This window comes from Spirosoma gilvum, from assembly GCF_054776815.1.
The window spans coordinates 70,596-95,859 of record NZ_BAAHBH010000007.1 but is presented as its reverse complement, the minus strand read 5'-3'; the positions used below and the strand labels follow the sequence as shown (position 1 = coordinate 95,859).

The window sequence follows — 25,264 nt, the reverse complement described above, 5'->3', positions numbered from 1 at the left end:
TATGATTCACACAGATACTGACAAATCATAATCATCATCATAAGAATCCGTGTTCTATATTATCTCAAATTCATCCTCGCTTTGTCAGGAAATAGACGGGAATACCTAAACCGGCAATCAGGAGACCCATGCCCGTATTGAACGTTTTGGTATACAGCAGAATGATACAAATTGCCAGCGCGGCAATGATATATAATGCGGGAACAATCGGATAGCCAAATGCCCGGTAAGGCCGCTCGGTATTCGGTTCGGTACGGCGGAGTCGGAAAAGCCCCGCAATCGTCACCATATAGAAAACCAGCGAAGCAAACGTACAGTAATCCAGCAGGTCGCCGTATTTGCCCGATAAGCACAAAACCGATGCCCAGATACACTGAACCCACAGCGCACGGCCGGGTACAGCATGTTGGTTCAGCTGCGATGCCTGTTTCAGAAACAATCCGTCTTTAGCCATGGCGTAATAGAGTCGTGCCCCGGCCAGAATCAGGCCGTTGTTGCAGCCAAAGGTTGAAATCATAATCAGTACCGCCATAATGGCGACCGCCACGTTGCCGAAAATAGTTTCGACGGCGGCCGTAGCCACTCGGTCTGCATCGGCAAACTGAATACCCCGGCTGATGATGTCGGTGCCGGTTGGGGAACCTTTCAGAGGCAGGAGGGAGAGGTACGACACATTGGCCAGGAAGTAAATCGTCGTTACGATCAGGGTTCCGAAGAATAAAGCCAGCGGAATATTCCGACGCGGATTTTTTATTTCGCCCGCAATGAACGTTACGTTGTTCCAGGCGTCGGCCGAAAACAGTGACCCAATCATGGATGTACCAAACGCCAGAATAAGCGCCATACCCGCCAGCGGAATTACGTCGCCCGTGGCCGATGTGCTGCTGGCCTCCCAGGCATTGGTCAGGTTCGTCGACAGTAAACCACTGCTCAATCCAATCGTAATGCCCACGACAATTAGGCCCAGAAGGGCAATCAGTTTGGCAGATGTAAACACGTTCTGAATAAACTTGCCACTCTGTACCCCCCGGCTATTGAGCCAGGTCAGAAACACCAGACTTGAGATGGCGAACAACGATCCAAGTGTCACTTTTATAGGGCCGAGCGCCAGCAACACATTATCAGGCCCTAAAGCCGGAATAAATACGGCGGTGTACTTGGTAAACGCTACCGCTACAGCCGCAATGGTTCCGGTCTGGATAACCATGAACACGGTCCAGCCATACACAAAACCTGTCAACGGACCGAAAGCACGCTGAATATAAATATACTGTCCTCCTGCCTTGGGCATCATACCGGCCAACTCGCCGTAGCTGAGAGCAGCGGCTACCGTCAGCACGCCCGTCAGTACCCACAGCATGAGCAACCAGCCCGACGAACCGAGGTTACGGGCCATATCGGCCGAAACAATGAAAACGCCGGACCCGATCATGGAGCCGGATACAATGAGCGTCGAGTCGAGCAGACTCAGTGAGCGGTTAAATTCGGTGGGCTCGGCGGAGGTATCGACCGACGAAACGGAATTAGAGACGTTTTCTGCCATGAAGAAGAAGATAGAGATACAAGAACCACCCAATTCGCCAAAAAAACAAGCTGGGTGCCTAAATTCTATGGCTGTCTGCCAGCTAAACCGAAGATAATTACAGGCTAACTCGTTGACAGACTTATTTTATTTGCAACTTGTGTGCGTTTTATGCCCCAGTCCGTTAAACGCGCTTCCTCGCTACCATGAAAAAAACACCGCCCATTCCTGAAGACGAACTGGTTGCGGCTCTGAAACTCCGTAGCCAAAAGGCGTACTCTGCGTTGTATGATAAGTATGCGCCCACGTTGCTGGGAATCATTTGTAGAGTAGTTAAAAATACCGACGATGCCGAAAATTTACTTCAGGATACGTTCGTAAAAGTCTGGAAGAATATCGATAGTTACGACGCGGGTAAAGGGCGATTGTTTACGTGGTTGCTCAACATTGCCCGCAATACGGCGATCAATTTTTTACGATCTCAACGAAGTTTTGAGCAAACCGACATCCAAACCATAGCTGATGGTGTATATACAGAGCGGAATACTTTATCCGATGTGCTCAATATCAGTCATATTGGCCTGGGTGATACCGTATCCCGACTCGACCCAAAGCTGAGGCAGATGATTGACTTGATTTATTTTGAGGGGTATACCCAGCAGGAAGTGGCCGACAAACTGAATATGCCACTCGGAACGGTGAAAACCCGGACCCGAATGGCTTTACAACAACTGAAAGACGTATTTAGCGATGAGACCTGATGAACATAATGAGCTATCCACCCAGCTTGAACTATACACATTAGGACTACTCAATTCGGACGAAGCGGCCGCCGTAGAACGATTGGCCAGCGAATCGCCAACTATCCACGCCGAACTGGATCGGCTGGCCGAGGTATTAGCCGACTACGCCAATGACGAGCCTGTTAGGCCTAACCCTGCACTGAAAAGCCGGGTGATGATGACACTGAGTCAACTGGGCGAAGCACCGACATTTGACCTGAACAACCTGCCGCTCATCAACGCATTTTCGGATGCCGATCAGTGGCAGCGTTCGCTCGCTGCTATACAACCACCCGCCGATTATCGAAATCTATACGGGCATGTGCTTCGGCAGGACGATAACGTTGAACTGTTTCTGGTTTGGGTGAAAGTGGCTATCGACCCCGAAGATCATCACAACGAACACGAAAGCTTCCTGATTCTGGAAGGTCGTTGCGAATGCTCGATTGGTGGTGAATTGATTCAGCTTGGCGCCGGTGATTTTATGGACGTTCCGCTCGATCTGGAACATACGGTTCGGGTAATTTCCGATGTACCCGTAAAAAGTATTATACAACGACTGAAAGTGGCTGCTTAAAGCAGCACTAGTGCTCCTCCGCGATACAATCGCGGAGGAGCACACGAACATATTTCTTTTCGAAACGCCAGATGGGTAAGTCAAACCCTATCTGGCGTTTTTTGTTGTTAGGATGTATGACTACGTTTGTCATGCATTCGATCTAACCCATCCAACTATGAACCTTCGTCTACTTTGGCCCATTTGGGCAGGGATTATTGTGTGCCTGTGCTACAGACTACAAGCTCAAACAGTACTAGAAACCAAGCCGCTAAGTATTTCCTCTTCCTGTCCGGGTTCAGTCATTAATGTTCCCTTCACCTTACCCTACCTAACCTTTACGGCGAATACAACTGTTACGGTACAGCTAGCTAATGGAGACGAATTTTTTGATATTCCAACTGGTCCTCTGAAGTACATTAATGCAATTAATGCTACCGTACCTATGAGTCTGACGCCTGACGTAGCCTACTCTGTTCGAGTGACAACAAAGAATCCCGACTATGTTTGCACTCCCAGCCCGACTAAGTTGATCGTAAAAGGTAACGAGGCAAAACCTCCTTTACCATCTGTCGACTCGCTAACTGTGGATTGTATGTCCACCAATCAATCTTCTATGGCGGGACTATACTCTGACTTGTTTTTCAGACTAACGCCTGGTGCTACTCCCCGGTTATATTATACGAAGCAGCGGGACGATTATCAGGACTATGCAGAATTTCCCTTTGCAATACCCCAACTGGATGGACACTATGTGCGCGATACGCTGCATGGCTACTTTCAACTTAATAAGACTAGCTATACTTCACCAACCTATGTATATCCTGTTTATGAACGCACATATTACATATCTCAACGCATAGATGGCTGTGAAAGTGAACTGGCCGCGACCAAATTACGCATTATCTGGAAAGCCGGTGGTGGCCCTGGGGTAATCACCCCAATACCCAATAATTATCCATATGGTCAGGTCGTTTACTGTCAAAGAGAGCAGGCTTATCCGCTCAATGTCAACGGTCACAAACCTCCCCCTGAGAACTTTCAGGTTGCTTACTGGCTGGGCGACCCTCTGAATTATCCCACACCGACCCGTACATTCAGTCCTCCTGTTCCGGATACCGGTAAACCAGGGTACACAGTATATGCTATGAACCTATATCCGATTGATGCCAGTAAAGGCTGTGCGAATGACAACCTGCTAACCTACACACGTGTAAAAGCAATAATAAACCCCACCCCTGTGCAACCCGCCACGACAACCAATGTGGTTACCTATTATCAGGGACAAGCACCTGTTTCGCTGAGTGCAACAACGACTGATAGTACGGCCACGCTGGTTTGGTACGGTATTAATGCAACGGGCGGTGTGGGGACAAGTACAGCGCCTAAACCACCTACCGATCAGATCGGGGCGGTTACCTATTATGTAGCTCAGAAAATTGGGAGTTGCGAGAGCGAACGGGTAGCTATATCGGTATTGGTTAATCCTGCCTTAGGTATCGAAGATCCCACCCTGGCCGAAGCAATTGACGTGTTTCCTAATCCAACGGTATCATCGCTAACCATTCGTATTCCAGGGTTGACTGGTCGCCAATCTGCTCGTTTCGAACTAGTCGACTTAACTGGCCAGTCGCTGCTACAAAAAGAAACGCAGCAGGAAACGGCTGTACTGCCGATGACCGACTATCCCAACGGTAGCTATTTATTGCTAATCAACGTTGGCGATCGGAAAACTACCCGGCGGATTATGAAAATGTAACCCTGCTTACTTCTTCAATCGAACACAAAAATAGAAGCCTGCCCGGAGCCAAAGTCTATCTGGATGAGATGCCTTTATGAGTGGAGTATACCGGTCTGCAACACGCCATTGGTACTCAGGGCCTGCGTATAAATCGATTGTAAACCGATGACCTTTATAGGGTTGCAAGCCAATGAGAACACCGGCTAGCTTTTCCTGTATCGTTGAGCCCGGACCAAAGGGATCTTCGTATTCCTGCGAATGGAGATGCCCGTATCCAACAAATGGGCTTACATACAAACCACTATTATTCTGATTTTTTGGGTTAGGATAATATCGGTAGGCCAGGTAAGCTTTCGAACCTTTAGTAAATGTATCACCGAGATTCCCATCAATTAGAAATAGCCCATTTACTTGTAAGGACGATTTAGGCGAAAGCCCAACTTCCAGCCCCCCGCCAAGTGAAAGAGGGATATATTTGGCAATATGAATTGGATTAAGCTGAAGTTGAGCCGTAATGGTTTGTGCTGAGAGCTTGAAAGGTAGTGTTATTGCCAATAATAGGATAAGACGAAGGATAGGCATAGTGGGTCTATGGTCTAACGATTTAGGATTATCGTAGAACAATGCATCAGACCCTTAAGGCGCACGAACGGTTTATATTAACCTTCTGCTTCCACTACTTTTTTCAAGCCCTTCAGAATATTGTCCCAGCCTTTCAGTGAGCGTTCGTAGCGTTCTTCGGCTCCTTTTGCCGGGCCTACATCGTCGGTGATAGATAGAATTGTCTTGCCGTCTTTGTAGGTCAGTTCGTCGGTTACAGTCGAGAAGTTGCCGGATTCTTCGTCCTCGCCATCGTTCATTAATGTGTATTTCAGAAGTTTGTTTGGCTCAAATTTCAGGATCTGGCCTTTCAACTCAATTTTTCGAATCAGGAACATACGGCCTGTAAACAGGATGGTGCTCCCTACCTCCCAGTCCGAAAATACTTCGCAGTTGAAAAAATACTTTTTTGTTTTTTCAGGATTGGTCAGGGCGCTCCAGACTTGTTCGGGGGTGGCTTTCAGGCTGATCTTTTTTCGAACAACAAAGTTTTTCATGGTACATTGGCAATTGGTAGTCTATAGCTTTAGGGCGTTTACTCAAAGCCGTGCCACAGTTTTCCATGATACTCTTACAAACCGTGGCACGGCTTCGAGTAAACGCCCTAAGTGTATAAGACCAATAAGCCCTAAAATGTTTGCTCAGATGACTGCCTGAGCCGCTGCCCGGCCAGCGGTACGTCCTGAAAAGAGGCAGCCGCCCAGAAAGGTGCCTTCCAGCGCCCGATACCCATGCATCCCACCCCCGCCAAAGCCTGCTACTTCACCTGCAGCGTACAGCCCAGAGATAGGTTCTCCATTGGCTCCCAGTACCTGACTAGATAAGTCAGTTTGCAGGCCCCCCAATGTTTTGCGAGTAAGAATATGAAGCCGAACAGCAATCAACGGCCCTGCCGATGGATCAAGAATAGGGTGGGGCTTCGCCGTTCGGATCAATCGATCACCCAGGTAATGACGCGCCCCTCGAATGGCCGTGATCTGGGCATCTTTGTTGAATGGATTGAGCAATTGCCGGTCACGGGCGACGATTTCGCGTTCGATAGTGGCCAGATTGAGCAAGTTTTCACCCGTCAACTTATTCATGGCGGCAACCAGATCGGCCAGCTTGTTTTTGACAATAAAGTCGGCTCCGTTCTGTTTGAACGCTTCGACCGGAGCAGGAGCCATTTTCCCTACGGCCCGGCCTAATACCTGTCGCCAGCTTTTGCCGGTCAAATCGGGATTCTGTTCCGAACCCGACAAGGCAAATTCCTTCCGAATAATAGCCTGATTCAGGATAAACCAGGTATAGTCGTAGCCCGTTTGCTGGATATGGCTGAGCGTTCCCAACGTATCGAAGCCGGGAAAGAGCGGCACCGGCAACCGATTACCTCGTGCATCGAACCACAGAGACGACGGACCGGGTAAAATCCGAATACCATGCTGACTCCAGATGGGGGCCCAGTTCTGAATACCTTCCGTATAATGCCACATTCGGTCGCGGTTGATCAGATTCGCTCCGGCAGCTTCCGAAATGGCTAACATGCGTCCGTCTACATGATCGGGTACGCCCGAGAGCATCCGCTTGGGTGGTTCGCCCAGCCGCTGTGGCCAGTTTTGCCGGACCAGATCATGATTGGCCCCAATACCCCCCGATGTGACGATAACAGCCTGCGCACGAAAGGTAAAGTCTCCAATCGCAATGCGGGAGCTTTTCTCTCCCCGCTTTACGGTGCTAGGTTCTAAAATTTCGCCCTGAATACCCTCGACCACGCCATTCGTTATCAGCAACTCATTGACCCGATGACGGAATTTAAGGGTAATCAATCCACGCTTGACGGACTCCCGAACTCGGTGTTCGAACGGGGCCAAAACGCCGGGACCAGTGCCCCAGGTTACATGAAAGCGTGGAACAGAATTACCATGTCCGATAGCTCCATAACCACCCCGTTCGGCCCAGCCCACAATCGGGAAAAAACGAAGTCCCTGTTGCCTGAGCCAGGAACGCTTTTCGCCAGCAGCAAAGGTCACATAGGCTTCGGCCCATTTTCGGGGCCAGTAATCTTCCGGTCGATCGAAAGCGGCCGTACCCATCCAGTCATCGAGGGCCAGTTCGTACGAATCCCGGATTTTCAGACGTCGTTGTTCGGGCGAATCGACCAGAAACAGCCCACCAAACGACCAGAATGCCTGCCCGCCCACGCTTTGTTCGGGCTCCTGATCGACTAGTAAAACGCGCTTACCAGCATCGGCCAGCTCGGCAGCGGCTACTAATCCGGCTAGACCTGCTCCAACGATAATGACATCGGCGTCTGTTTGCATGCTATATGTTATGCTTTTATAGGGAATAGAACGCAGATTATTATGATGTATATGATTAGTTATGATCTGTGTAAATCATAAAGATCATAACAATCTGTGTTCTATTTCAATTGCAAAAGCCTAATGCGTATACAGGCTACTACTTCACTTCCGTTACCTCCAGCACGACACTAGTTCGGCGGGTATCTACCTGGGGATTGAAACCAATCGTCATCAGATAGTTGCCTGAATAGGTGGGGTTAGCTGAATTGATCGCTGAACGTGTGCCGGGATACACATTGAGTTCCTGTATTTTGTATTGCTTATCAGGTTGCAATCCTTTTAGCTTAATCGGAGACTGACTGCCTGCTTTGTAACGATTCTTAACCAGATAGGTGAACCAAACGGCCCGGTCCTGCTGCTCACTGACATACAGGCTTGACGCTACGTCGTTTGTATAAGGAGATGCCAGTCGGAATAGGTCGCCCTGCCAGATGGTCGTTTTAATGCGGTCGTAGGTTTTCAAAGCCTGCTGACTGAATTGTAGCTCATCGTCGGTCAGTTTGCTCACTACAATGTCGTAGCCAAGTTTGCCCATCATGGCCACGTCGGTCCGGAATTTGATGGGTTGTTTGCCCCAGTCAGTGACATGGTTGCAACTGGCGATGGATGGGAAGAAGTACGAGTAGTTCCATTGAATGAAAATCCGTTCCATCGGGTCGGTATTGTCGCTCGGCCAGTATTCCGTAAAGTATTTCAAGGCTCCATAATCGACGCGGCCACCGCCCCCCGAACAAAGCATCATAGGCAGCGTAGGATACTTGGCCCGAAGCCGATCCAGTACTTTGTACAGCCCTAGCACGTAATCGACGTAGAGGTTCGACTGGTTCGGATTAGTGGCTGAATAAGCGTTGTAAATGACCGCGTTACAATCCCATTTGATGAAACCGAGCGTCGGATTTTTGGTAAGTAGATCATTGACCAGATTATAGACAAAGTCCTGGACTTTCGGATTCGACAGATCGAGGACCAACTGATTTCGGAAATAATATTCGGAACGATTGGGCAGTTTAATCACCCAGTCGGGGTGCTTTTCGTAAAGTTCACTTTTCGGACTGACCATTTCGGGCTCTAGCCATATGCCGAACTTGATACCGGCACTTTCGGCTTCTTTGACCAGATAACCTAGTCCATGCGGTAGTTTTTTGACATTCTCCTGCCAATCGCCCAGGGCCGCATGGTCGTCGTTGCGGGGGTATTTGTTGCCAAACCAGCCATCATCGAGCAGAAACAGATCGACGCCCAGTTTTTTACCGTCTTTAAACAGTGCGCTTAACTTCTCCTCGTTGAAGTCGAAATAAGTGGCTTCCCAATTGTTCAGCAACGTCAGGCGATTGCCTTCGCCCTGTGGAATTCGGTATTTACGCGCCCACCGATGCAGGCTCCGACTGGCTCCGCCCTTGCCATGTCGGGAATAGGTGAACAGAAAAGCGGGCGTGGTAAACTCGGTTCCCGGTGCCAGGTTATAAGCTGATGCATACGGATTGATACCGGGTAGAATGCGAAGGTTATGCAGTGGATCGACCTCAAACGCCAACTGATAATTGCCCGACCAGGCCAGTGTACCCGCAATCACTTCACCCTGATCTTCGTCGGCAGGTTGGTTGAGCGACACCAGAAAGAAGGGCGGCTGGAACAGATCGGCCCGTGTCCCGAGCTTGGAATCCAGGACTTTGATACCTTCGGTGAGTAGTACTTCTGATGGGTTAAGCTCGTTGGCCCAATCACCATGAAAATGAGTCAGGTAGTAGTTTTGAGCCGGAATGTAGAGATTGGCCGATGCATATTTTTGCAGCACAACGGGCTTTTTCTCCGTATGCCGAATGGTCGACCATTGCTCAATCACATCGTCTTTCTGATACGCCTTGTAGTATAACGTTACCTCGAATGGATACTGCGGATCTTTCAGAAACACTTTAGTCAGCACAACGCCATCGGCTACGGATTGTGTTTCGTGTCGGACGTATTTCAGATCGAGAGAAGGGTTGCCATCGGCATGGGTTACCTGAATGGCTGGTTCCAGCAGATTGCGGCTTCCGGCGGGCGTGTACACCGAATTGTAAATGCCCGTATAATCTTCTCCGCGCTTCCCGTTAGCTGGAATGGATGCATATTCGGCTGTATTGCGAAGTTTGGCACCCAGATGCACAAGGGTTGGTATCTGCTCTTTGTCGACACGAATGACAAGAGCGGTTTGAGCTGTCTCAATGACGATGTGCGTATCGCCGGGCGCAGCCTGGACGGATAACACCATGGTAAGCAGGGAGGCCAAGAGTAAGGGAGCCAATTTCATAGTCGAAGGATTTCAGGCTGCAAAATAGGTATTTGCTGTTTACTGAAAGCGGTAAACTATAAATCCGAAGCGTACGCATTGTTGTATATATGCCTGTTAAGCAAGCTATCGTGTGTGATGAAAACAGTCTTTATTACGGGTGGTACGGGCTACATGGGCCGTCGATTGATTCGTCAGCTTCTGGAAAGAGGCCATCGGGTTATTGCGCTGGTGCGTTCAGGGTCAGAATCGAAAGTGCCAACAGGTGCTGAAGTCATTACCGGTAATCCGTTCGACTCGACAAGTTTTGCGGATGCTATTCCGTTTGGAAGCGTGTTTGTTCAACTTCTGGGGGTAGCGCATCCATCACCAGCCAAAGCGCAGGATTTTCAACGTATTGATCTGACTTCGGTTCAGGAATCTGTAAAAGCGGCTCAGGCTGCGGGCGTCGCGCATTTTGTGTATGTCAGTGTGGCACAGGAGCCTGTCCGCATCATGCAGGCCTATCAACAGGTGCGTCAGGCTGGCGAAAACATGGCCCAACAAAGCGGCCTGAACGGCACATTCATTCGCCCATGGTATGTACTGGGACCTGGTCACTGGTGGCCTGCTCTATTGTATCCGTTGTATGGTTTGGCTGAGCTGATTCCATCAATTCGGTTCAAAGCAAGGGCATTGGGATTGGTGACGCTCGGACAAATGCTTCGTACGTTGGTCTACGCTGTTGAAGCGTCGCCCAAACCGTTAACAATATCCGAGATTACACACATTCGTAAGGGAAAGACAGCGTTAGAGGCTATTCTTACGAATACGGAGCCTTAATGACGTAGATCAGGCTATGCTAAATGCATGAAAACTGAACCGACACAAGTTTGAGGGGTACAAGCAAGCTAATCGAATTTTCCCTGCCGTCTTCCCTGACATAAAATTGTACGCCCCCGTTGGGGTTGAATATTTATAGGGAACCTGTTTAAACTTTCCCTTTTTTAGAAAATGTCCGGCTCTTTTTTGTCATGCTGACGCAGGAAGCATCTTCGGCAGCAGCATTCTTTTAGCTATCGAAGATGCTTCCTGCGACTACGCGTCCCGGTCAGCATGACAAAAACACGCATTTTTGAATTTCCTTTAAAAGTTTAAACAGCTTCGATAGCATTGATTCTATAAACATTCGACCCCAACGAGGTCGTACTTTGTAGTTTGTCTTACGTCAATCAACTAATTTGATAAATCTGGATATTATTACCGCAGGTATCGGCGAAAACGGCCAGGGTAGTAGTGCCCATAGGCGTAGGTTTCATGCTGAACGAAACCCCCAGTTCTACTAATCGGCGGTATTCGACTTCAATATCATCGACCTGAAAGGCCGTTAAGGGAATACCGGCATCGAAAAGCGCTTTCTGATATGTTTGGGCTGGGGCAAAACCCATCGGTTCCAGTACAATTTCGGTACCATCCTGCTCTTCTTTGGAAACGACGGTTAACCACCGATACTCACCCATCGGTATTTCGGTCTTTTTGACGAAGCCTAACACATTCGTGTAAAATTGGAGCGCTTTTTCCTGATCATCGACCAGCACACTCAATAGCTTGATTCGCATAAAATGGGTAGTTGTTAAACAGGGCAAAGATCAATCGGGAAGCTCAGTTCATACTCTCGAAAATTGCTTTTTTCGCTGGTAAGCCAAAGGTGTGTGGCCGGTGTATTTTTTGAACAGTCCGATAAACGACGTAGTACTGTCGAAATTAAGGACATGGCAAACCTCTGTTGTCGAGAGTCCGGTTTGCAGGAGTTGTTTAGCCCGGATTAATCGCTGTTCGGTGCGGTACTGATGCGGTGTGCGGCCATAACAGCGCTTGAAAAGCCGCAGAAAATGAAACTTCGACAGCGATGCCGCCTGGGCTACCGTCTCCAGATTTATTGTTTCGGTCAGGTTGTTGTCTATGAATTGTTTTGCCCGGACAATCTGCCTGACCTGGTACGCGGCAGGAAAAATTTGATCCCGAATGGCAAAAACCTGCGTAGCGTAGTAGGTCATTGATAATTGAGCGAATTAGCAATTGAGTGGGTAACCCCTTCATTTCAGGTAATAGGTTTGGAGCAGGCGCATGGCTTCTTTTTCGTCTTCGGCGCAGACGGTGCAGAATGTGCCAATACCATTGACCGGGCCTTCGTAATACCAATTGAATGTTTTCCGGTATTTCTTCTGTCCGTCCACTACCTGCAACTTATTGCCCATTGGGATGATATGCAGGGTATATTGATTGGGAAATTGAACCGTAAAACCAGATTTTCTATCAAGCTGGGACTTTGTTACAAACTGTAAGGACGTTTCTTTACGGTCTTTACCATAGGTGTAATCGATTTTTGTTCGCTTGCCATTGTTTATCCAGAAGCTAAACTCTTCATAGGCATCAGTTCCTGGTTCACCGTATGAGTAATTAGCGACTTTCATTTGTGCCTGCACGAGTGAGCTAATACAAACGCTTAGAAGTAGCAGAAGAATTGCCGATTTTCCCATTGTCAGAGTAATAGATTGTGTGTGAAACAGCTTTGTCACACAGCCGGTTGCCATTGATTTCGACGATAAATAAATAGTTTTATTGCGCAATTGCTCCCGGCTGGTTCTTTGTAAAACCAACCACGTTCTGTCGTAACTGTTTCAAAAACCACCTAAGCCAATAGGCATTAACTACTCTTTATATGCTAAAAATTATACCGCTCACCACGGCTTTACTAAGTTTCTGTCTTTCATTTTCCTCCAACGATTGTTCAACTGTACAGGCATTGACGGATAAACCACTTCAGGTGTCCGACATCGTATATGTACATACCGCCAACAGCCTGACGCTTCGCAAGACTGCTTCGAAAGATGGTGTCAAAGTGACTTCGGTTCCGGCCAATGGATCGCCACTGACTGTATTGGCATTACCGGAGCCAGGCAATCAATATACAGCCGAAACCATCGGTGCATTTGCTGTAAAAGGAGGGTGGGTGGCCGTTAAAACACGAGACGGACAGGAAGGGTATTTGTTTGACGGGTATCTGTCGCGGTATAAGCCGTTGCAACGTGAGAAAATGGATGGAAGTGTGTCGTTGATCGATGCATTCTACCGTACTATCTCGCCCGTCAAAGGCAAAAAGACCATCCTGCCTGCTACCAACGGCACTATTGAACGGTATCAGTATATGTACGCCGATGGGGCTCGGTTCGAAGAGCAATACTATGAAGGTGGAGCCACCCAACTTCTGGAAGTGCCGAAAGAAAAATTTACAATGCAGGAAGTACTAATCCTCTTTCGGACGGCCTGGTTCGATAAAGAAAAAACAACGGGTACTTATGAGGCTGCTAAACAAAAACTGACCGTCAACGGCGAAGGCGGCTATTCGCAATTGATCATTCAGCCCAAAGGAAATCGCTGGAGCCTTCAATTTTCGACGGCTGATTAATATTGGTTATAAAGTTGTAGGGTTGTCTGTTTGAATGTATATTCTTCCGCCATTTTTGTCATGCTGACGAAGGAAGCATCTTAATAAATCCTTACTCATACAGAAACATACGTTAAGATGCTTCCTTCGTCAGCATGACAAAAATATTCATGTTTATCGCTTTCACGAAAACTGGATAATCCTACAACTTTATAACTTTTCACCTGACTTCAATTTCATCTACAGCCAGTTGTGCGGGTTTGCCAGGATTTCGCAATCCGGCAGGTACGTAATTGATGTTGTGAGCCACAATACGAACGTAACGGGCCTGGGTGGGAGCAAAATCGAACGGGAGCCGGACAAAGCCGCGTTCTCCGCCTTCGGCTGCGTTGGTTTTCGCTGTCAATACCGGAGTGAATGTTTTCCCATCTTCCGATACCGATATATCGACCTGTTTGGGGAGGCATAGGTTTCGGGCTGTGTATTTCAGAAAACCGACCCGCACGCTTTCCAACGCTTCTGATTTCCCGAGGTCGATCACTAGGTTGAGATCATTCCGAAAGGCTACTACACCCGCCACTTCATAGCCGCCCATGCTACCGGTGTTGCCATCAGTAAGACTATAATTCTTATCGGGTCGCCCAGGGGTAGGGGCATTGAGTAACGTGTACGGCTTGCCTGTCGCTTTCGAGACAATAAAATCTTTCTCCACCTTGGCCGGTTGACTAATCGGTTTGCCCATGTCGAGCGTAGCTGTCCGAATGGTGGCCGTATGCGATAAGATGAATGGTTTGTCGTATCGGGGTGATTCACCAGACGGGATTGCACCTGTATCGGTGTAATGAATTTCCCGAAGCAAATTACTCATGGCCTGATCCGCAGGTACTAAACTTACTTCCAGATGGCCGTCGGCAATGGGTTTGGCCGTTGGAAGCACATCGAAGATTGTACGGGAGTAGGCGACATTCAGGTTATCCAGGCGGATAAAATGAGCGGATAACCGGCGCAGGAAATCGGGATAATTCTTCTGAGCCAGTGGTGTCCAGACTACTTCGGCCAAGGCAGCCGCACGGGGCCAAAGCATGTATTCTACCTGCTGTTGGGTCGAAATGTACTCGGTCCACAGATTCCCCTGCGAACCCAGAATATGCGACGCTTCCTCGGGCGATAATCCGGCAGGTGTAGGATCGTAGCTATATACCTTCGCTAAAGGCAACAAGCCGCCAAAGCCTGTGGGCTCCTGTTGAGGATCGCCCTGCAAATGGTCGAAGTAACAAAACTGACCCGGCGTCATGATCACATCATGATGCTGCCGGGCTGCCTGGATACCCTGACGAATCCCTCTCCAGGACATAACTGTAGCCTGAGGTGACAGTTGGAGTTTGGGACTGGCTCCTTCCAATATTTCATCCCAGCCAATGATTCGGCGACCTTTTGATGTAACGAACCGGTCGATTCGTTTGATAAAATAGCGTTGTAGTTCGTTTACATTTTTCAACTTTTCCCGCCGTATCAGTTGCTGGCAGAATGCACTCTGACGCCAGACGGTCTTTGGGCATTCGTCGCCCCCAATATGAATGTACGGCCCCGGAAACAGAGCCATGACCTCCGTGAGTACATCTTCCAGAAACGTGAATGTTTTTTCGGTCGGGCAAAACACATCCTCGAAAACCCCCCATTTGGTGGCTACCTGATAGCCTTTCTGCGGTGAACACCCCAGTTCGGGGTAGGAAGCTAGAGCCGCCAGTGCGTGACCCGGCAGTTCGATTTCAGGAACGATCGTAATATATCGCGACGCAGCATACTGTACTACATTCCTGATGTCGTCCTGCGTATAATACCCACTGTAGAGTTTACCATCAAACACCTGTGGGTCGTAGTCGTCGTAATGCCCGATAATGGTTTCGCTTCGGTGGGCGCCAACCTGGGTCAGTTTTGGATACTTTTTGATTTCGATACGCCAGCCCTGATCGTCGGTCAGGTGCCAGTGGAAGGTGTTGAACTTATGCAACGCCATCAAATCGAGGTATTTTTTGAGGAAATCCACCGAAAAAAAGTGTCGCCCTACATCCAGGTGCATACCTCGATACGGATAGCGCGGTTTGTCCTGAATTCGACAGGCGGGGATAGGAAGAGCAAGGAGCAGCGGGTTAGGAGTAGAGGAATGGTTACGTTCCATTAAACTCCCGATGCCCTTGGTCCCAGGCTCTGTGCTTAACACAATCGGCGGAAGTAGCTGATACAGTGTCTGTACAGCATAATAGAATCCTTTCGGGGTGATGGCCTGAATCGTGATCAGCTTGGGTGTAATGTCGAGGTGATACCCTTCGGCTCCCATTGTTGAGTCGCGGAGGGGCAGAAACTGGATGAGGTTTGTACCGCTAACCGACCCTGGCATTGTTACCTGTGTGATGGGTTTCACTGAAACAGCTATTCCCGTACTTCGATTGATCTGGTGAGCAAATGCATCGGCTATATACTTCAGTTCGGCATCGGCGGCAGGGACTAGAATCGTGGTAGAATGGTCGAGTGTAAATTCACCGGCACGGGCCTCCAACTGAGCAGGCTGGGGGATAATGGAGTATCGATCGGTCGTTTGACAAAGGGTGGGAAACAAGGGAAAACAAAGCGTAAACAGCACAACAAAGCGATTAATCATGACTGAGTTTTACAAATTGGGTATAAAATGTTGTTTTTCTTAGCCAACATTTGTACTTTTACAAACACAACGGCCAACGCCACCCATTGGCCAGGTAGCCCGGCGATTTTCATCGCCTTCTATTTAGACAGCAACTGGGGTTCCCAGTCTCCTACTAAAGACTCAACTAACTCAACGATTTGTTCTTTATAACGATCGTTTCCTGAAAATACGTTAGCACTAGTCAGCCAAGAATTTTTCATGCGGCTGCTGAACTAGTGGGTTTGCCCGGAAGTATACAGCCGCGTAAGTATCGAGTGCCGTTCGGGTTGAGCGGCTGAGTAGGTATCCATCGTAACCCATAGTGTTAATGACGAAACTATCTCTGATAGTGGCGGCTGGACTTGTCTGCGTCACGCTTACCGTTTCATCGGCAATTGCTCAAACCAACTCCCTACTGGCACTAAATGTTGCTGCGCCTGTAAAAGCACTGGCTACTCACCTGAAAGGGGTTACCAACGACGAAAGCCCCGTTCACTTCTGTGGTGAAGCTGTTCCTACCAATCATCCTGCCATTGTACAGCGCTGGATTCGGACGTTGAATCAACAAGCTTCGTATGCGGCTGATCTTACCGTGCTAAAACGTCGGGCATCGGTCGTTTTTCCGCTTATCGAGCCTATTCTGAAGCAGTACCGTATCCCTTCTGATTTTAAATTTCTTCCTTTACTCGAAAGTGCCGTTACGAATCATGCTGTATCCCGAAAGGGAGCGGCCGGTTTCTGGCAGTTGATGCCCCAGACGGCCCAGTCGCTTGGGTTAAGTGTATCGCGTCGTCACGATGAACGGTTCAATCTGGTGAAAGCTACCCATGCGGCCTGTCGATACATCAACGAATTGTATGAGCAGTTAGGCTCCTGGATGCTGGTTGCTACGGCCTATAATGCGGGTCCAAACTACATTCAGCAACTTACTCGTCAGCATCCCGACGTACATCCAATGGCGTTGCCTTACCGCGCTGCCGAAACGAAAGCGTACCTATACCAGACGGTGGCGATCAAAGAACTGCTCACACGGCCACAGAACTATCGTGATCAATTAAGTAGTCGGCATCTGGCGGCTCTTAGCGATGGTGGCGAACAGGTAGCATCAGCCGAACGGGCGCATATTCTGTCGGCATTCGATATTGATGAAAAAACGTTTGAAAAGCTGGCTGCCAACCGCCTGGCGACGAATGGCGAAGAGGAAGGTGCTGTCTTTGTAACAGATTCTACCACAAACGTCGTATTGCTGACTGACGAAGAATCGGAGCTGGAACGTATAGCCGAACCATCGACAAAACTAACTGAATCTGCAATACCTGTCGAAAAAGCGGTACCCACATCTGAATCTGCGGTCCGGCTGACAACTCGAAGCCTGAGTGAAGGTCCCCTGACAGAAGGTCAACTTTGCGTTTTCCAGGTAGTACAACCTGTTACGATCAATGGCCGTACCTTCGCTGTTGGCGATCTGATTCAGGCGCATATCGAAATTATTGATCCCGGTTCGGGCCGGGTTTTTCTCCGCACCGACCGGCTGACCACCGCCCAGACCCAGGAAACATCTCCTCTCAAACTGGTAGCAACCGAACACCCCAAACAGCCCGGTGTATCACGCCCCACCCGACTCGACGGCTGGCAGTTGGCGTGGGAGGAATTGTAATGATTGAATGATTGAATTTTGAATGATTGAATAAGGTATGCATAAGCTATTCAATCATTCAAAATTCAATCATTGATAACTTTCGGCCCTTGCTTATTTATTTCCGATACGTAGGCTTCGCTGGTGATACCTACTGATAGAAAGGCCTGTTGCATGGCCGCACCGATTTGCTCGGCGGTTTGGGCATCGCGGCTCAGGGCAAACATCGAAGGGCCAGAGCCTGAAATACTGCAGCCTAACGCCCCATTGTCTAAAGCCGCCTGCTTGGCTTCGTTAAATTCGGGAATGAGGATGGAGCGAACCGGCTCAATAATCACATCGACCAGCGAACGGCTAATCAGGTCATAGTCGGGCGTCATCAGACCAGCAATAAGACCGGCCACATTACCCATTTGGGTAATGGTATTTTTCAGCGACACTTCATTTTTGAGAATGAAGCGGGCATCTTTCGTATTGACTTCAATGTCGGGGTGAACGAGCGTGCAGTATAAGCTGGCTGGTGTATCGATTCGGATGACATCCAGTGGTTGATAGCTCCGAACCACGACGAAACCGCCCAGCAATGAGGGTCCTACATTGTCGGCATGGGCCGATCCACAGGCAATTCGTTCGCCTTCCATGGCAAACGGTAGCAATTTCAGGACGGGTAATGGACGCCCTAATAGCTCGTTTACTGCAAAAACACCCGCTACGGCACTGGCCGCACTAGATCCCAGACCACTACCGAGTGGCATCTGTTTATGCAGCAAAATATCGAGACCCAGATCCGTTCGATTAATATGTTTCAGATAGGTCTGAATAGCAATACCAGCCGTATTTCGGTTCGTTTCACGCGGTAAACGGCCTTCATCACCCAAAATGTCGGTAATTCTGACGCCAGGCTCATCGCTGACAGTGAGGGTAATTTGATCGCCGGGATTATCGACGGCAAATCCAAAAATATCGAACCCGCAGGCTACATTGGCAACCGTAGCAGGGGCAAACACACGAATAGAATCCACGATAGAAGAAACAACGAAGCGCAAAGGTAAGCATTTGCCTCATAAATCAAGGTTCCTGGCCTTTCCAGCTGCCCTCCAATTCGTTAATAGATACGGTATTGCCTTTTCGCTGATAGACTAGCGAATCCGTAAGAAGCCTAGATGACAACCTTCGTAGCAGGACTGATACAAACGGAGTGTATCGCCGTTTAGCGTAATGCGTTCGGAGTAATTGGCCGTGCTGGGCAGAAAGCGAATGACAACGCCACTACTGGTGGTATCGAGCTTAAACTGGGTGAACGACTGATAATTGATCAGACCGTTGCCCTGAACCTGTAAGTAGCCATCAGCCGTAAAGGTTAGTGTCTGCTGCGGGTTGGCCGGAATTGGCTCAATAGAATAACCCGCTCCTAATGAGTATCCCCGTTCGAACCATTGCCAGGTGCCGGGTAACCCTTGGCCCGATACAGGGGTAATAGAAGCGTCGGGAATTACTTCTTCAGACAGCCGACAATGTGTTAGGGTGAGAAGCAACAAAAGGATGATCAAACGATTCATAACGCTTCGAATTTATAGCAAGACTCGATGGACTGATAAATAGTTGTAAGCACTTAGCGTGCGTATAGGCATTAGTACTTAACTAATACTCTAATATAACATTGATTATCAATAAGTTGTATATTGTAGATTTTTAGATTAATTTTTCATTAAAGCTGCCACACTTTCGGATAGGTCTGCGTACTGCTTTTTTAAGAGACCTAAAATGAATTACTGATTTATTCCCTAAACAATACTACGATGAAGAAATTGATTGTAACTGGTTGCGTAGTAAGTGCTTTACTGGCCGGGTATGCCTGCACGAAGAGCTCGGACCTATCGCCTGATTCAACAAGTGCAGCCCGTACAAGTGCTACTACCAGTGGATCGGCTACAGGACCTCATTCGGGTACAGCCGGGCCTCACGCACACCCACCGCATAGCGGCACAGCTACACCACCATTCGATGGCACCGCAACTCCTCCTCACAGTGGCACAGATGGCTCGCCACATAGTGGTACCGCAACCCCACCCCACAGCGGTACAGATACCCCACCGCATAGTGGGACCGGAGGCCCAGGCCATCCGCCAAAACCTCATCATTAATATAGAAGTTACCAGAATAGCCGGGAAACCGGCTATTCTGGTATAATATAGTTTGGAAGAACTATTTACTGGTAGTAAATCGCTTGATTTCGATGGGTCGGGTTGAGGCATCGACAGTCCAGTCGAATGTAGGGTATTGACCGTCTTCGGTTAGGGTAAAGGTTATTTTTTTTACCACTGCCTGTGGTTGTCGGCCCTGATCGGTTAAGGTCATTGTGTAAGAACCGGGTGGAATATGGACTGCAAAAGAACCATCGGGCATGGGCATAAATGAGGTAATGAGTTTATTGTCGCGTTCAATAGCCAACGCGAATCGGTTAAACTGACAAGGTTTATTGTCGTACGTATGGGTCTGACAGTGCAGTACGCCTTTTACCCGGAACGTTCGACTAATCGGTATAACTTTTGTTACTGATCCGGCCACGGTTAGCTGCTCATTGTATAACACAGGGTCGCCAATCCGCCCTGTGCTAATTGCCATAACCTTATAAGTGCCAGGTGGAAGATTCTGGTATTGAATAGTACCTTTTCCATTGGTCATCAATGTGCTTTGATTGATGGTGACCAGCAAACTATCCATCCATGGCTCACCAGCATCTTTATTGGCGTTGCCATTCGTATCTTCAAAAAAACTTAGCTGTAGCCGACTGCGCTTCTGAACGTTAAAGTTGTTGAATCGTTTGGTCAGTTCAAGTCGATACTGGCTGTACGTCTGATCGCTGTACTGACTATACGGCATGGCGTTTCCATCAAACCGCATCGTAAGGGTTGGCGTAATATCGTACTGAATCCGCCCAACAGCTATGAAGCGGGATCCGGTAATCAACGCATCGTACAGATAATTGATACCTGCCGACCCCGTTAGTCGGCGACTCAGTACAGCGAAATCGATCATGGGCGTTAAGGAGGCTGTCATCATGTTGGCGGGCTGGTCGCTCCGAAGATCACCCAGAAAATAGGGCCCTTTTTGCCAGTACCCCCACAGGCTGAACGAGCCCAGCACAACAGACGACATGATACGCTGGCTGAATATAGATCCTAGGGGCGATAGCGCATTTCGGTTATGAAACAACCCCATATCATAGCTCAACTCAAGGCGTTGGCGTGACTGATTTCGGTACGAGATCGACGACGCCAACCGAAAGGCATCGGCTTTGTGGCTAAAGGGATTCGAAAGGTCCGTCTGAGCATGCCAATAAGGACGAGTACCCAATGTCATCTTTTTGATCTGTCGGCTCAGACTAATTTCTGCGATTGTATTGCTAAATACACTCCGTACCTGATCGGTAGGCGAGATGAACCGTAGTTGATTATATGCCACATGATTAAGTCGGGAGAGAATCGTAGTAGCCGGTGAGGGTTGCCATACAACCTGGGCGTTGATCAGTGTGGCCCCTTTCTGCAAACCGGAATAGACTGGACTGCTTAGGTAAGCGCGTAGCTCCCAATTAAACGGTCGTCCCCAATATGTATAATGCAACAGCCCTGCCCAACCCATCGTTTGAGCTCTGTTGATACTATTTTGCGAATATTCAATGCTGTTTCCGGCCAATACATCCAGCGAATGGTGCCCCGACTTATAATGTCGGAAGGAGGCAAAATTGAGGTAACCTGCGCGCATCGTAGTCGACTGGTTGAAGTAACTACTGCTCAACGACCACATGCTGCTGGGCGAATTAGGTAAGGTGTGGTCATAACGTGCCGAGAGGATGTTACCCGACCAGGCGTTGGCATGCTGATCGAGCCAGTTTGGATTGGTGTTGACTCCCCAGACTGTCCAGCGGTGAGCAGGCCGGTCTATGTTCAGCCGGATACCGCGGCCTAATAACGCTAGCTCATGATAGTCGTACAGGCTCCCAAGGTGCACACTTGCTTTTTCGGTTCGAATCGAGAGAAAGGAGTTTTGCAACTGCCGATATTGATCCGACACATACTCCAGATAATGCATCTGAAAGTCTACCCGCGCTTTACCGACCGAGTCGCTACCCCATATACGCCCTTCCCGAGCCCAATGATCGCTGCTTAGCTTCGTTAAGGCTGTACTCACGCCATAGCCCGAACTGGTTGGCCGGTGCTCGTCGATGAATCGCTTAGTAGCGCTGACAACTGTCAACTTATACATAACATTCCCTAGTACGGAACCCATCGTATCACGGACCGTTATGACCAATTCGGTAGTGGTGGTTGGCCAATACCGTGTGGGATTGACCGGGATGGTTAGCAAGGTATCCTGTTGAGGAGCTAAGCTGACTGTAAGCGGAAAAGCACTTCGATCAACACCTTCTGGTAACGACGTAACACTCAACCAGACCTTTTCCCATATGGCCCGATTATGGACGATCCGTACGGATAATCGGGCAGATTCGTCCCGGCCGAATAGCAGTAATTTCTCATCCTGTGCAAAGAGTGTTACGGGCACCTGACTCTTAGGCGATATAAATAGTCTGAAGGCCGTGGCTTTAAGCAGATTGCCTTTGGGGTCGGTTAGTCGAATGCGAATCATTTGAAGCAGAGAGTCGGCCTGGTTATTAATCAAGCCTTTTAGTGGAATCATCCTAATCTCTCTGGGTGCTAATACGATCTGATGTGGTACAGCCGCCAGCAGTTGAATCGCTTCTTTATGCTGTATTGAAATGGTAATGACCTGCTCTTGCTGGGTATCATTGGCAATGGTGAACCGGTTGGTAAATGTTCGCCCACTTGCCGTTTCAATAGAATCCCGCCAAAGCGTGAGCCGAATCGACTGAGCGGTTATGGATTGTGTGAATAGAGTAATAGTACTCAATATGGCTATTGTTCTTTTGATATATGCCATGAGTTCACGCACAAATTGTATGTAACTTATGATAAGTTGTAATTTGTTTTCATTTATTAATATTAATAAACTAACATATTATTTTGGTAGGCAAATTTAAAATTATGACTATCTTTTATCTGTTAAAAAGAATACATTAAAATTTACTATGAGGTATATTTTTATACCGATTAGTAAATTTGAATTCATATTTTGTTTAATATTTGAAAATAATTGAAACTTACGGCCGTCTTATCTTGCTAGCGGATATGATATAATTACTCAAATAATAAATTCACTTACCGTCATGAAAAAGATTAGTACTTCAGTAAAATCGTTGCTGAGCATGGCCGCCGTGGCTCTGCTCGGTTCAAGCTTTGGGGCCTTATCAGCAAAAGCGCAGTTAACCAGTGGGAATGCAATCGTAACCGTTACGCTTGTGGATGTGATGGCTTTGGCCGTGACCGAACCTGCCGTTCCGTTGACGTATTCCTCGATTACCGATTATCAGGTTGGGCGAAATATTTCCATTCCGCTGCATCTAACCGTTAGTAGCAACCGGCCCTACGATATTAAGGTGAAAGCTGCGGATGATCTGAAGAATACACTCAACGCCAGCCAGACAATTCCCATCAGCAACATTTCAGTTCAGGTTGATGGAACGACAGGAGTGGGTACAACATCGACACTGAATCTGTCGACCACCGACCAAACCCTGGCCTCGAATGCACCCGGAGCGATGGCTAAAATTGTTGGTGTAAAGTACTCGACACCAGCCAACAGCAACGATTTCATTAATACCGGTATCTACACAGCTACGCTGACCTATTCTATTTCAGCCCATTAATCTATGGTTAGGCAAATCTGTTTTCGATTTGGCCGAGCCAGTAGTCTGTGTATTTGTCTGTGTCTGACGGCTATAGTCTGTCAGGCACAGACAGGTTTTCAGGTATCTCCTGCCAAAATTTATTTCAGTGCGAAAGAATCGGGAGACCAGACGGCACGTATTCATCTGAACAATACAATGAACGTGCGACTGGTCTTACAGGCTACCTGCGCCGACTGGCTTCGGGATTCGACCGGATCGAAGGTGTATTACAGGCCGGGTAGTCTACCGACATCCTGTTGCTCGTTTTTCACGGTTACGCCCAGTACCATTGAGCTGGCTCCTGGCGAGGAGCGGGATGTACTGGTTACGATGCAGGCTAATCCGCAACTTACCTCGGGTAAAATTCGAAATGGTATGTTGTTGCTGACACAGGCGAATGAGCGGGAAGTGGCTCAGGCTAAAGCGTCACAATTCATCATCAAAGTTGAAATCGGTGTACACGTATACCTCCTGCCAGGCGAAACATCGCCCCCCGATATTGCCATTACGGGGATGAATGTGATCAAGGCTGAGAACCAGTTTCTGGTAAAGGTCCAGGTCGAAAATAAAGGCGGAACCCTGCTGGAAAGTCAACTACGGATGGAATACCTGAATACCGAAACAATGGAAGAAATAAAAGCCGATCCGATCCCGGTCAATACTATGCCTAAGGATGCGTTCAACGTAGTAACGGCTATTCCACCCAAACTGACAGAGGGGAAATACCTGATTGTTGCTATACTGGATAGCGGCCCGAATCAGGCCTTGAAAGTAGCTGAATTAGAAGCTATACTGAAATGAATGCGGTAAAAAGAACCGTTCTGCTAGTCTGCATTTTGTGCAATAGATGGTCCCTGCTGGCTCAGCCACTGTTGCCCGAGGAACACTTTGACACATCGCCAAGCGTGCTGGGCATTACTGTTTTAGGCAATCCTGGACTGACATTCAGTTCAGTGGATAATTATACCAATGGCGTATCGGCCAATCATAATACGCTTCGTTTGTCGGTTTCGTTAGGGCTAAGCTGGACATTACAGATTCGAGTTACGGATGATCTGCGCTACCAGAATTACTCGATCCCGGCCTCGGCTATTGGCGTGCAAATGGTCAGTCTGACGCAACGACCTGAATTATTTTTGAATACCGCGAACCAGACGCTTACGTCAGGTATTGCTACGTCACTGCTCGACTTATTAGCCACTATTCGTTACCGGGCTACTGGAGGCAGTGCTTTCCTTAAGCCAGGTGGTACGTATACAACTACGTTAGTTTTTACCTACTCGGCGAATTAATTTCTGTTTCAAGTCTAATGTTTCAGGTTGGCTGACGCGTCAGCAATCTATTGCGTCAGCCAACCTGAAACTTGAAACAACTTTTACTCTCCAAACAACTGATTCCAAACGCCTTTGGCTTTTTCTTTGGCGGCTTCGATCTGGAGGGCAGCTTCGGCTTTTAGCTCATCTAATTTAACCTGAGCGGCTTCGAGTTGTACGGCAGCATCTGCTTTTAATTCCTCAAACTTATCTTCGGCGGCATCCGACAGTTCATCCGCTTTAGCCGAAGCTGTGGCAAAAACGGTTTCGGCCTGGGTCTGTAAATTAGCCAGGTTTTCGGCTGTCGATGCTTTGGCGGCTTCGAAGTGCTCGGTCGCTTTGGCTTTTAGTCCTTCAATATCAATGTCCTTACCGAATTCCTGGGCCTGGGCTACCAGTTTATCTTTCAGTTCGTCGAGCTGGGATGCAGCGGAATTCAGGTGTTGATTGGCTTCGGCTTTGAACGATTCCAGTTTTTCGGCGGCTGTAGCTTTGGCCGCCTGTGCCTGTTCGGTTGCCTTGGCTTTGTCGTTATTCTCCATACGATTTTGTGGGATGTTGGTAATAGTCGAAAGTTGACGAGAAACAAG

At 48.4% G+C, this 25,264-nt stretch carries 23 protein-coding genes; 10 read left to right on the top strand and 13 right to left on the bottom strand.

The genetic code is table 11. The features are described 5' to 3' along the window. Positions 1–70 precede the first annotated feature (70 nt). Positions 71–1,543, bottom strand: coding sequence for an APC family permease (locus tag ACYVFD_RS19190; protein WP_461092039.1), 1,473 nt, complete (start codon positions 1,541–1,543; stop codon positions 71–73). 185 nt (positions 1,544–1,728) lie between these two features. On the opposite strand from ACYVFD_RS19190, the gene ACYVFD_RS19185 reads away from it, so the two are divergent. From ACYVFD_RS19185 to ACYVFD_RS19175, 3 genes are all read left to right on the top strand, one after another. After that, the gene (locus ACYVFD_RS19185) at positions 1,729–2,283 is read left to right on the top strand and encodes an RNA polymerase sigma factor (protein ID WP_461092038.1); all 555 of its coding nucleotides are present in this window, start codon (positions 1,729–1,731) and stop codon (positions 2,281–2,283) included. Next, a complete protein-coding gene (locus tag ACYVFD_RS19180) occupies positions 2,273–2,881 on the top strand; it encodes a cupin domain-containing protein (RefSeq protein WP_461092037.1) in 609 nt (202 codons plus the stop codon). The genes ACYVFD_RS19185 and ACYVFD_RS19180 overlap by 11 nt, the downstream gene beginning before the upstream one ends. A gap of 157 nt (positions 2,882–3,038) precedes the next feature. Continuing rightward, complete coding sequence (locus tag ACYVFD_RS19175) at positions 3,039–4,619, top strand: T9SS type A sorting domain-containing protein (protein ID WP_461092036.1); 1,581 nt, start codon at positions 3,039–3,041, stop codon at positions 4,617–4,619. A 6-nt stretch (positions 4,620–4,625) separates the two neighbouring features. On the opposite strand, the gene ACYVFD_RS19170 is transcribed toward ACYVFD_RS19175, so the two are convergent. The 4 genes from ACYVFD_RS19170 to ACYVFD_RS19155 form a co-directional block, all read right to left on the bottom strand. Beyond that, positions 4,626–5,183 (bottom strand): hypothetical protein, encoded by a 558-nt coding sequence (locus ACYVFD_RS19170; RefSeq protein ID WP_461092035.1) that lies wholly within the window; start codon positions 5,181–5,183, stop codon positions 4,626–4,628. Positions 5,184–5,260: 77 nt separating this feature from the next. Next, on the bottom strand, positions 5,261–5,698 hold the full coding sequence (locus ACYVFD_RS19165; protein WP_461092034.1) for an SRPBCC domain-containing protein: 438 nt from the start codon (positions 5,696–5,698) through the stop codon (positions 5,261–5,263). A gap of 144 nt (positions 5,699–5,842) precedes the next feature. After that, entirely contained in the window at positions 5,843–7,501 is a 1,659-nt protein-coding gene (locus ACYVFD_RS19160) for an FAD-binding dehydrogenase (protein WP_461092033.1), read from the bottom strand. Between the two features lie 139 nt (positions 7,502–7,640). Then, positions 7,641–9,833 carry an alpha-galactosidase gene (locus tag ACYVFD_RS19155; protein ID WP_461092032.1) on the bottom strand — a complete coding sequence of 731 codons (2,193 nt, stop codon included), beginning with the start codon at positions 9,831–9,833 and terminating at the stop codon, positions 7,641–7,643. 117 nt (positions 9,834–9,950) lie between these two features. Between ACYVFD_RS19155 and ACYVFD_RS19150 the strand changes: the two genes are divergently transcribed. After that, a complete protein-coding gene (locus tag ACYVFD_RS19150; RefSeq protein WP_461092031.1) occupies positions 9,951–10,634 on the top strand; it encodes an SDR family oxidoreductase in 684 nt (227 codons plus the stop codon). Positions 10,635–11,023: 389 nt separating this feature from the next. Here the strand turns inward: ACYVFD_RS19150 and ACYVFD_RS19145 are convergent, their stop codons facing one another. From ACYVFD_RS19145 to ACYVFD_RS19135, 3 genes are read right to left on the bottom strand one after another with little or no spacing between them, the layout of a single operon-like run. Further along, positions 11,024–11,410 carry a VOC family protein gene (locus tag ACYVFD_RS19145; RefSeq protein ID WP_461092030.1) on the bottom strand — a complete coding sequence of 129 codons (387 nt, stop codon included), beginning with the start codon at positions 11,408–11,410 and terminating at the stop codon, positions 11,024–11,026. A 48-nt stretch (positions 11,411–11,458) separates the two neighbouring features. Continuing rightward, on the bottom strand, positions 11,459–11,848 hold the full coding sequence (locus ACYVFD_RS19140; protein WP_461092029.1) for a helix-turn-helix domain-containing protein: 390 nt from the start codon (positions 11,846–11,848) through the stop codon (positions 11,459–11,461). A gap of 39 nt (positions 11,849–11,887) precedes the next feature. Continuing rightward, positions 11,888–12,331 (bottom strand): hypothetical protein, encoded by a 444-nt coding sequence (locus ACYVFD_RS19135; RefSeq protein WP_461092028.1) that lies wholly within the window; start codon positions 12,329–12,331, stop codon positions 11,888–11,890. A 182-nt stretch (positions 12,332–12,513) separates the two neighbouring features. Here ACYVFD_RS19135 and ACYVFD_RS19130 point away from each other — a divergent pair, with 182 nt between their 5' ends. Next, positions 12,514–13,260 (top strand): SH3 domain-containing protein, encoded by a 747-nt coding sequence (locus ACYVFD_RS19130; protein ID WP_461092027.1) that lies wholly within the window; start codon positions 12,514–12,516, stop codon positions 13,258–13,260. Positions 13,261–13,459: 199 nt separating this feature from the next. Here ACYVFD_RS19130 and ACYVFD_RS19125 read toward each other — a convergent pair whose 3' ends face one another. Further along, positions 13,460–15,898: a glycoside hydrolase family 20 protein gene (locus ACYVFD_RS19125; RefSeq protein WP_461092026.1), complete on the bottom strand. Its 2,439-nt coding sequence runs from the start codon at positions 15,896–15,898 to the stop codon at positions 13,460–13,462. A 349-nt stretch (positions 15,899–16,247) separates the two neighbouring features. Here ACYVFD_RS19125 and ACYVFD_RS19120 point away from each other — a divergent pair, with 349 nt between their 5' ends. Further along, positions 16,248–17,576, top strand: coding sequence for a lytic transglycosylase domain-containing protein (locus tag ACYVFD_RS19120; RefSeq protein WP_461092025.1), 1,329 nt, complete (start codon positions 16,248–16,250; stop codon positions 17,574–17,576). A 65-nt stretch (positions 17,577–17,641) separates the two neighbouring features. Here the strand turns inward: ACYVFD_RS19120 and ACYVFD_RS19115 are convergent, their stop codons facing one another. Then, the gene (locus ACYVFD_RS19115; RefSeq protein ID WP_461092024.1) at positions 17,642–18,577 is read right to left on the bottom strand and encodes a homoserine kinase; all 936 of its coding nucleotides are present in this window, start codon (positions 18,575–18,577) and stop codon (positions 17,642–17,644) included. A gap of 117 nt (positions 18,578–18,694) precedes the next feature. After that, a complete protein-coding gene (locus ACYVFD_RS19110) occupies positions 18,695–19,114 on the bottom strand; it encodes a lipocalin-like domain-containing protein (RefSeq protein ID WP_461092022.1) in 420 nt (139 codons plus the stop codon). Between the two features lie 292 nt (positions 19,115–19,406). On the opposite strand from ACYVFD_RS19110, the gene ACYVFD_RS19105 reads away from it, so the two are divergent. After that, positions 19,407–19,745, top strand: a complete 339-nt coding sequence (locus tag ACYVFD_RS19105) for a hypothetical protein (protein WP_461092021.1) — start codon at positions 19,407–19,409, stop codon at positions 19,743–19,745. A gap of 15 nt (positions 19,746–19,760) precedes the next feature. Here the strand turns inward: ACYVFD_RS19105 and ACYVFD_RS19100 are convergent, their stop codons facing one another. After that, positions 19,761–22,484 (bottom strand): hypothetical protein, encoded by a 2,724-nt coding sequence (locus tag ACYVFD_RS19100; protein ID WP_461092020.1) that lies wholly within the window; start codon positions 22,482–22,484, stop codon positions 19,761–19,763. Between the two features lie 316 nt (positions 22,485–22,800). On the opposite strand from ACYVFD_RS19100, the gene ACYVFD_RS19095 reads away from it, so the two are divergent. Genes ACYVFD_RS19095 through ACYVFD_RS19085 form a run of 3 tightly spaced genes read left to right on the top strand, consistent with a single transcriptional unit; the run spans position 22,801 to position 24,653 of the window. Further along, a complete protein-coding gene (locus ACYVFD_RS19095) occupies positions 22,801–23,340 on the top strand; it encodes a hypothetical protein (RefSeq protein ID WP_461092019.1) in 540 nt (179 codons plus the stop codon). 3 nt (positions 23,341–23,343) lie between these two features. Then, positions 23,344–24,162 (top strand): fimbrial biogenesis chaperone, encoded by an 819-nt coding sequence (locus ACYVFD_RS19090; protein WP_461092018.1) that lies wholly within the window; start codon positions 23,344–23,346, stop codon positions 24,160–24,162. Continuing rightward, entirely contained in the window at positions 24,159–24,653 is a 495-nt protein-coding gene (locus tag ACYVFD_RS19085; RefSeq protein WP_461092017.1) for a hypothetical protein, read from the top strand. Before ACYVFD_RS19090 ends, ACYVFD_RS19085 begins: the two co-directional genes overlap by 4 nt. 83 nt (positions 24,654–24,736) lie before the next feature. On the opposite strand, the gene ACYVFD_RS19080 is transcribed toward ACYVFD_RS19085, so the two are convergent. Further along, on the bottom strand, positions 24,737–25,216 hold the full coding sequence (locus ACYVFD_RS19080) for a hypothetical protein (RefSeq protein WP_461092016.1): 480 nt from the start codon (positions 25,214–25,216) through the stop codon (positions 24,737–24,739). Positions 25,217–25,264: the final 48 nt, after the last annotated feature.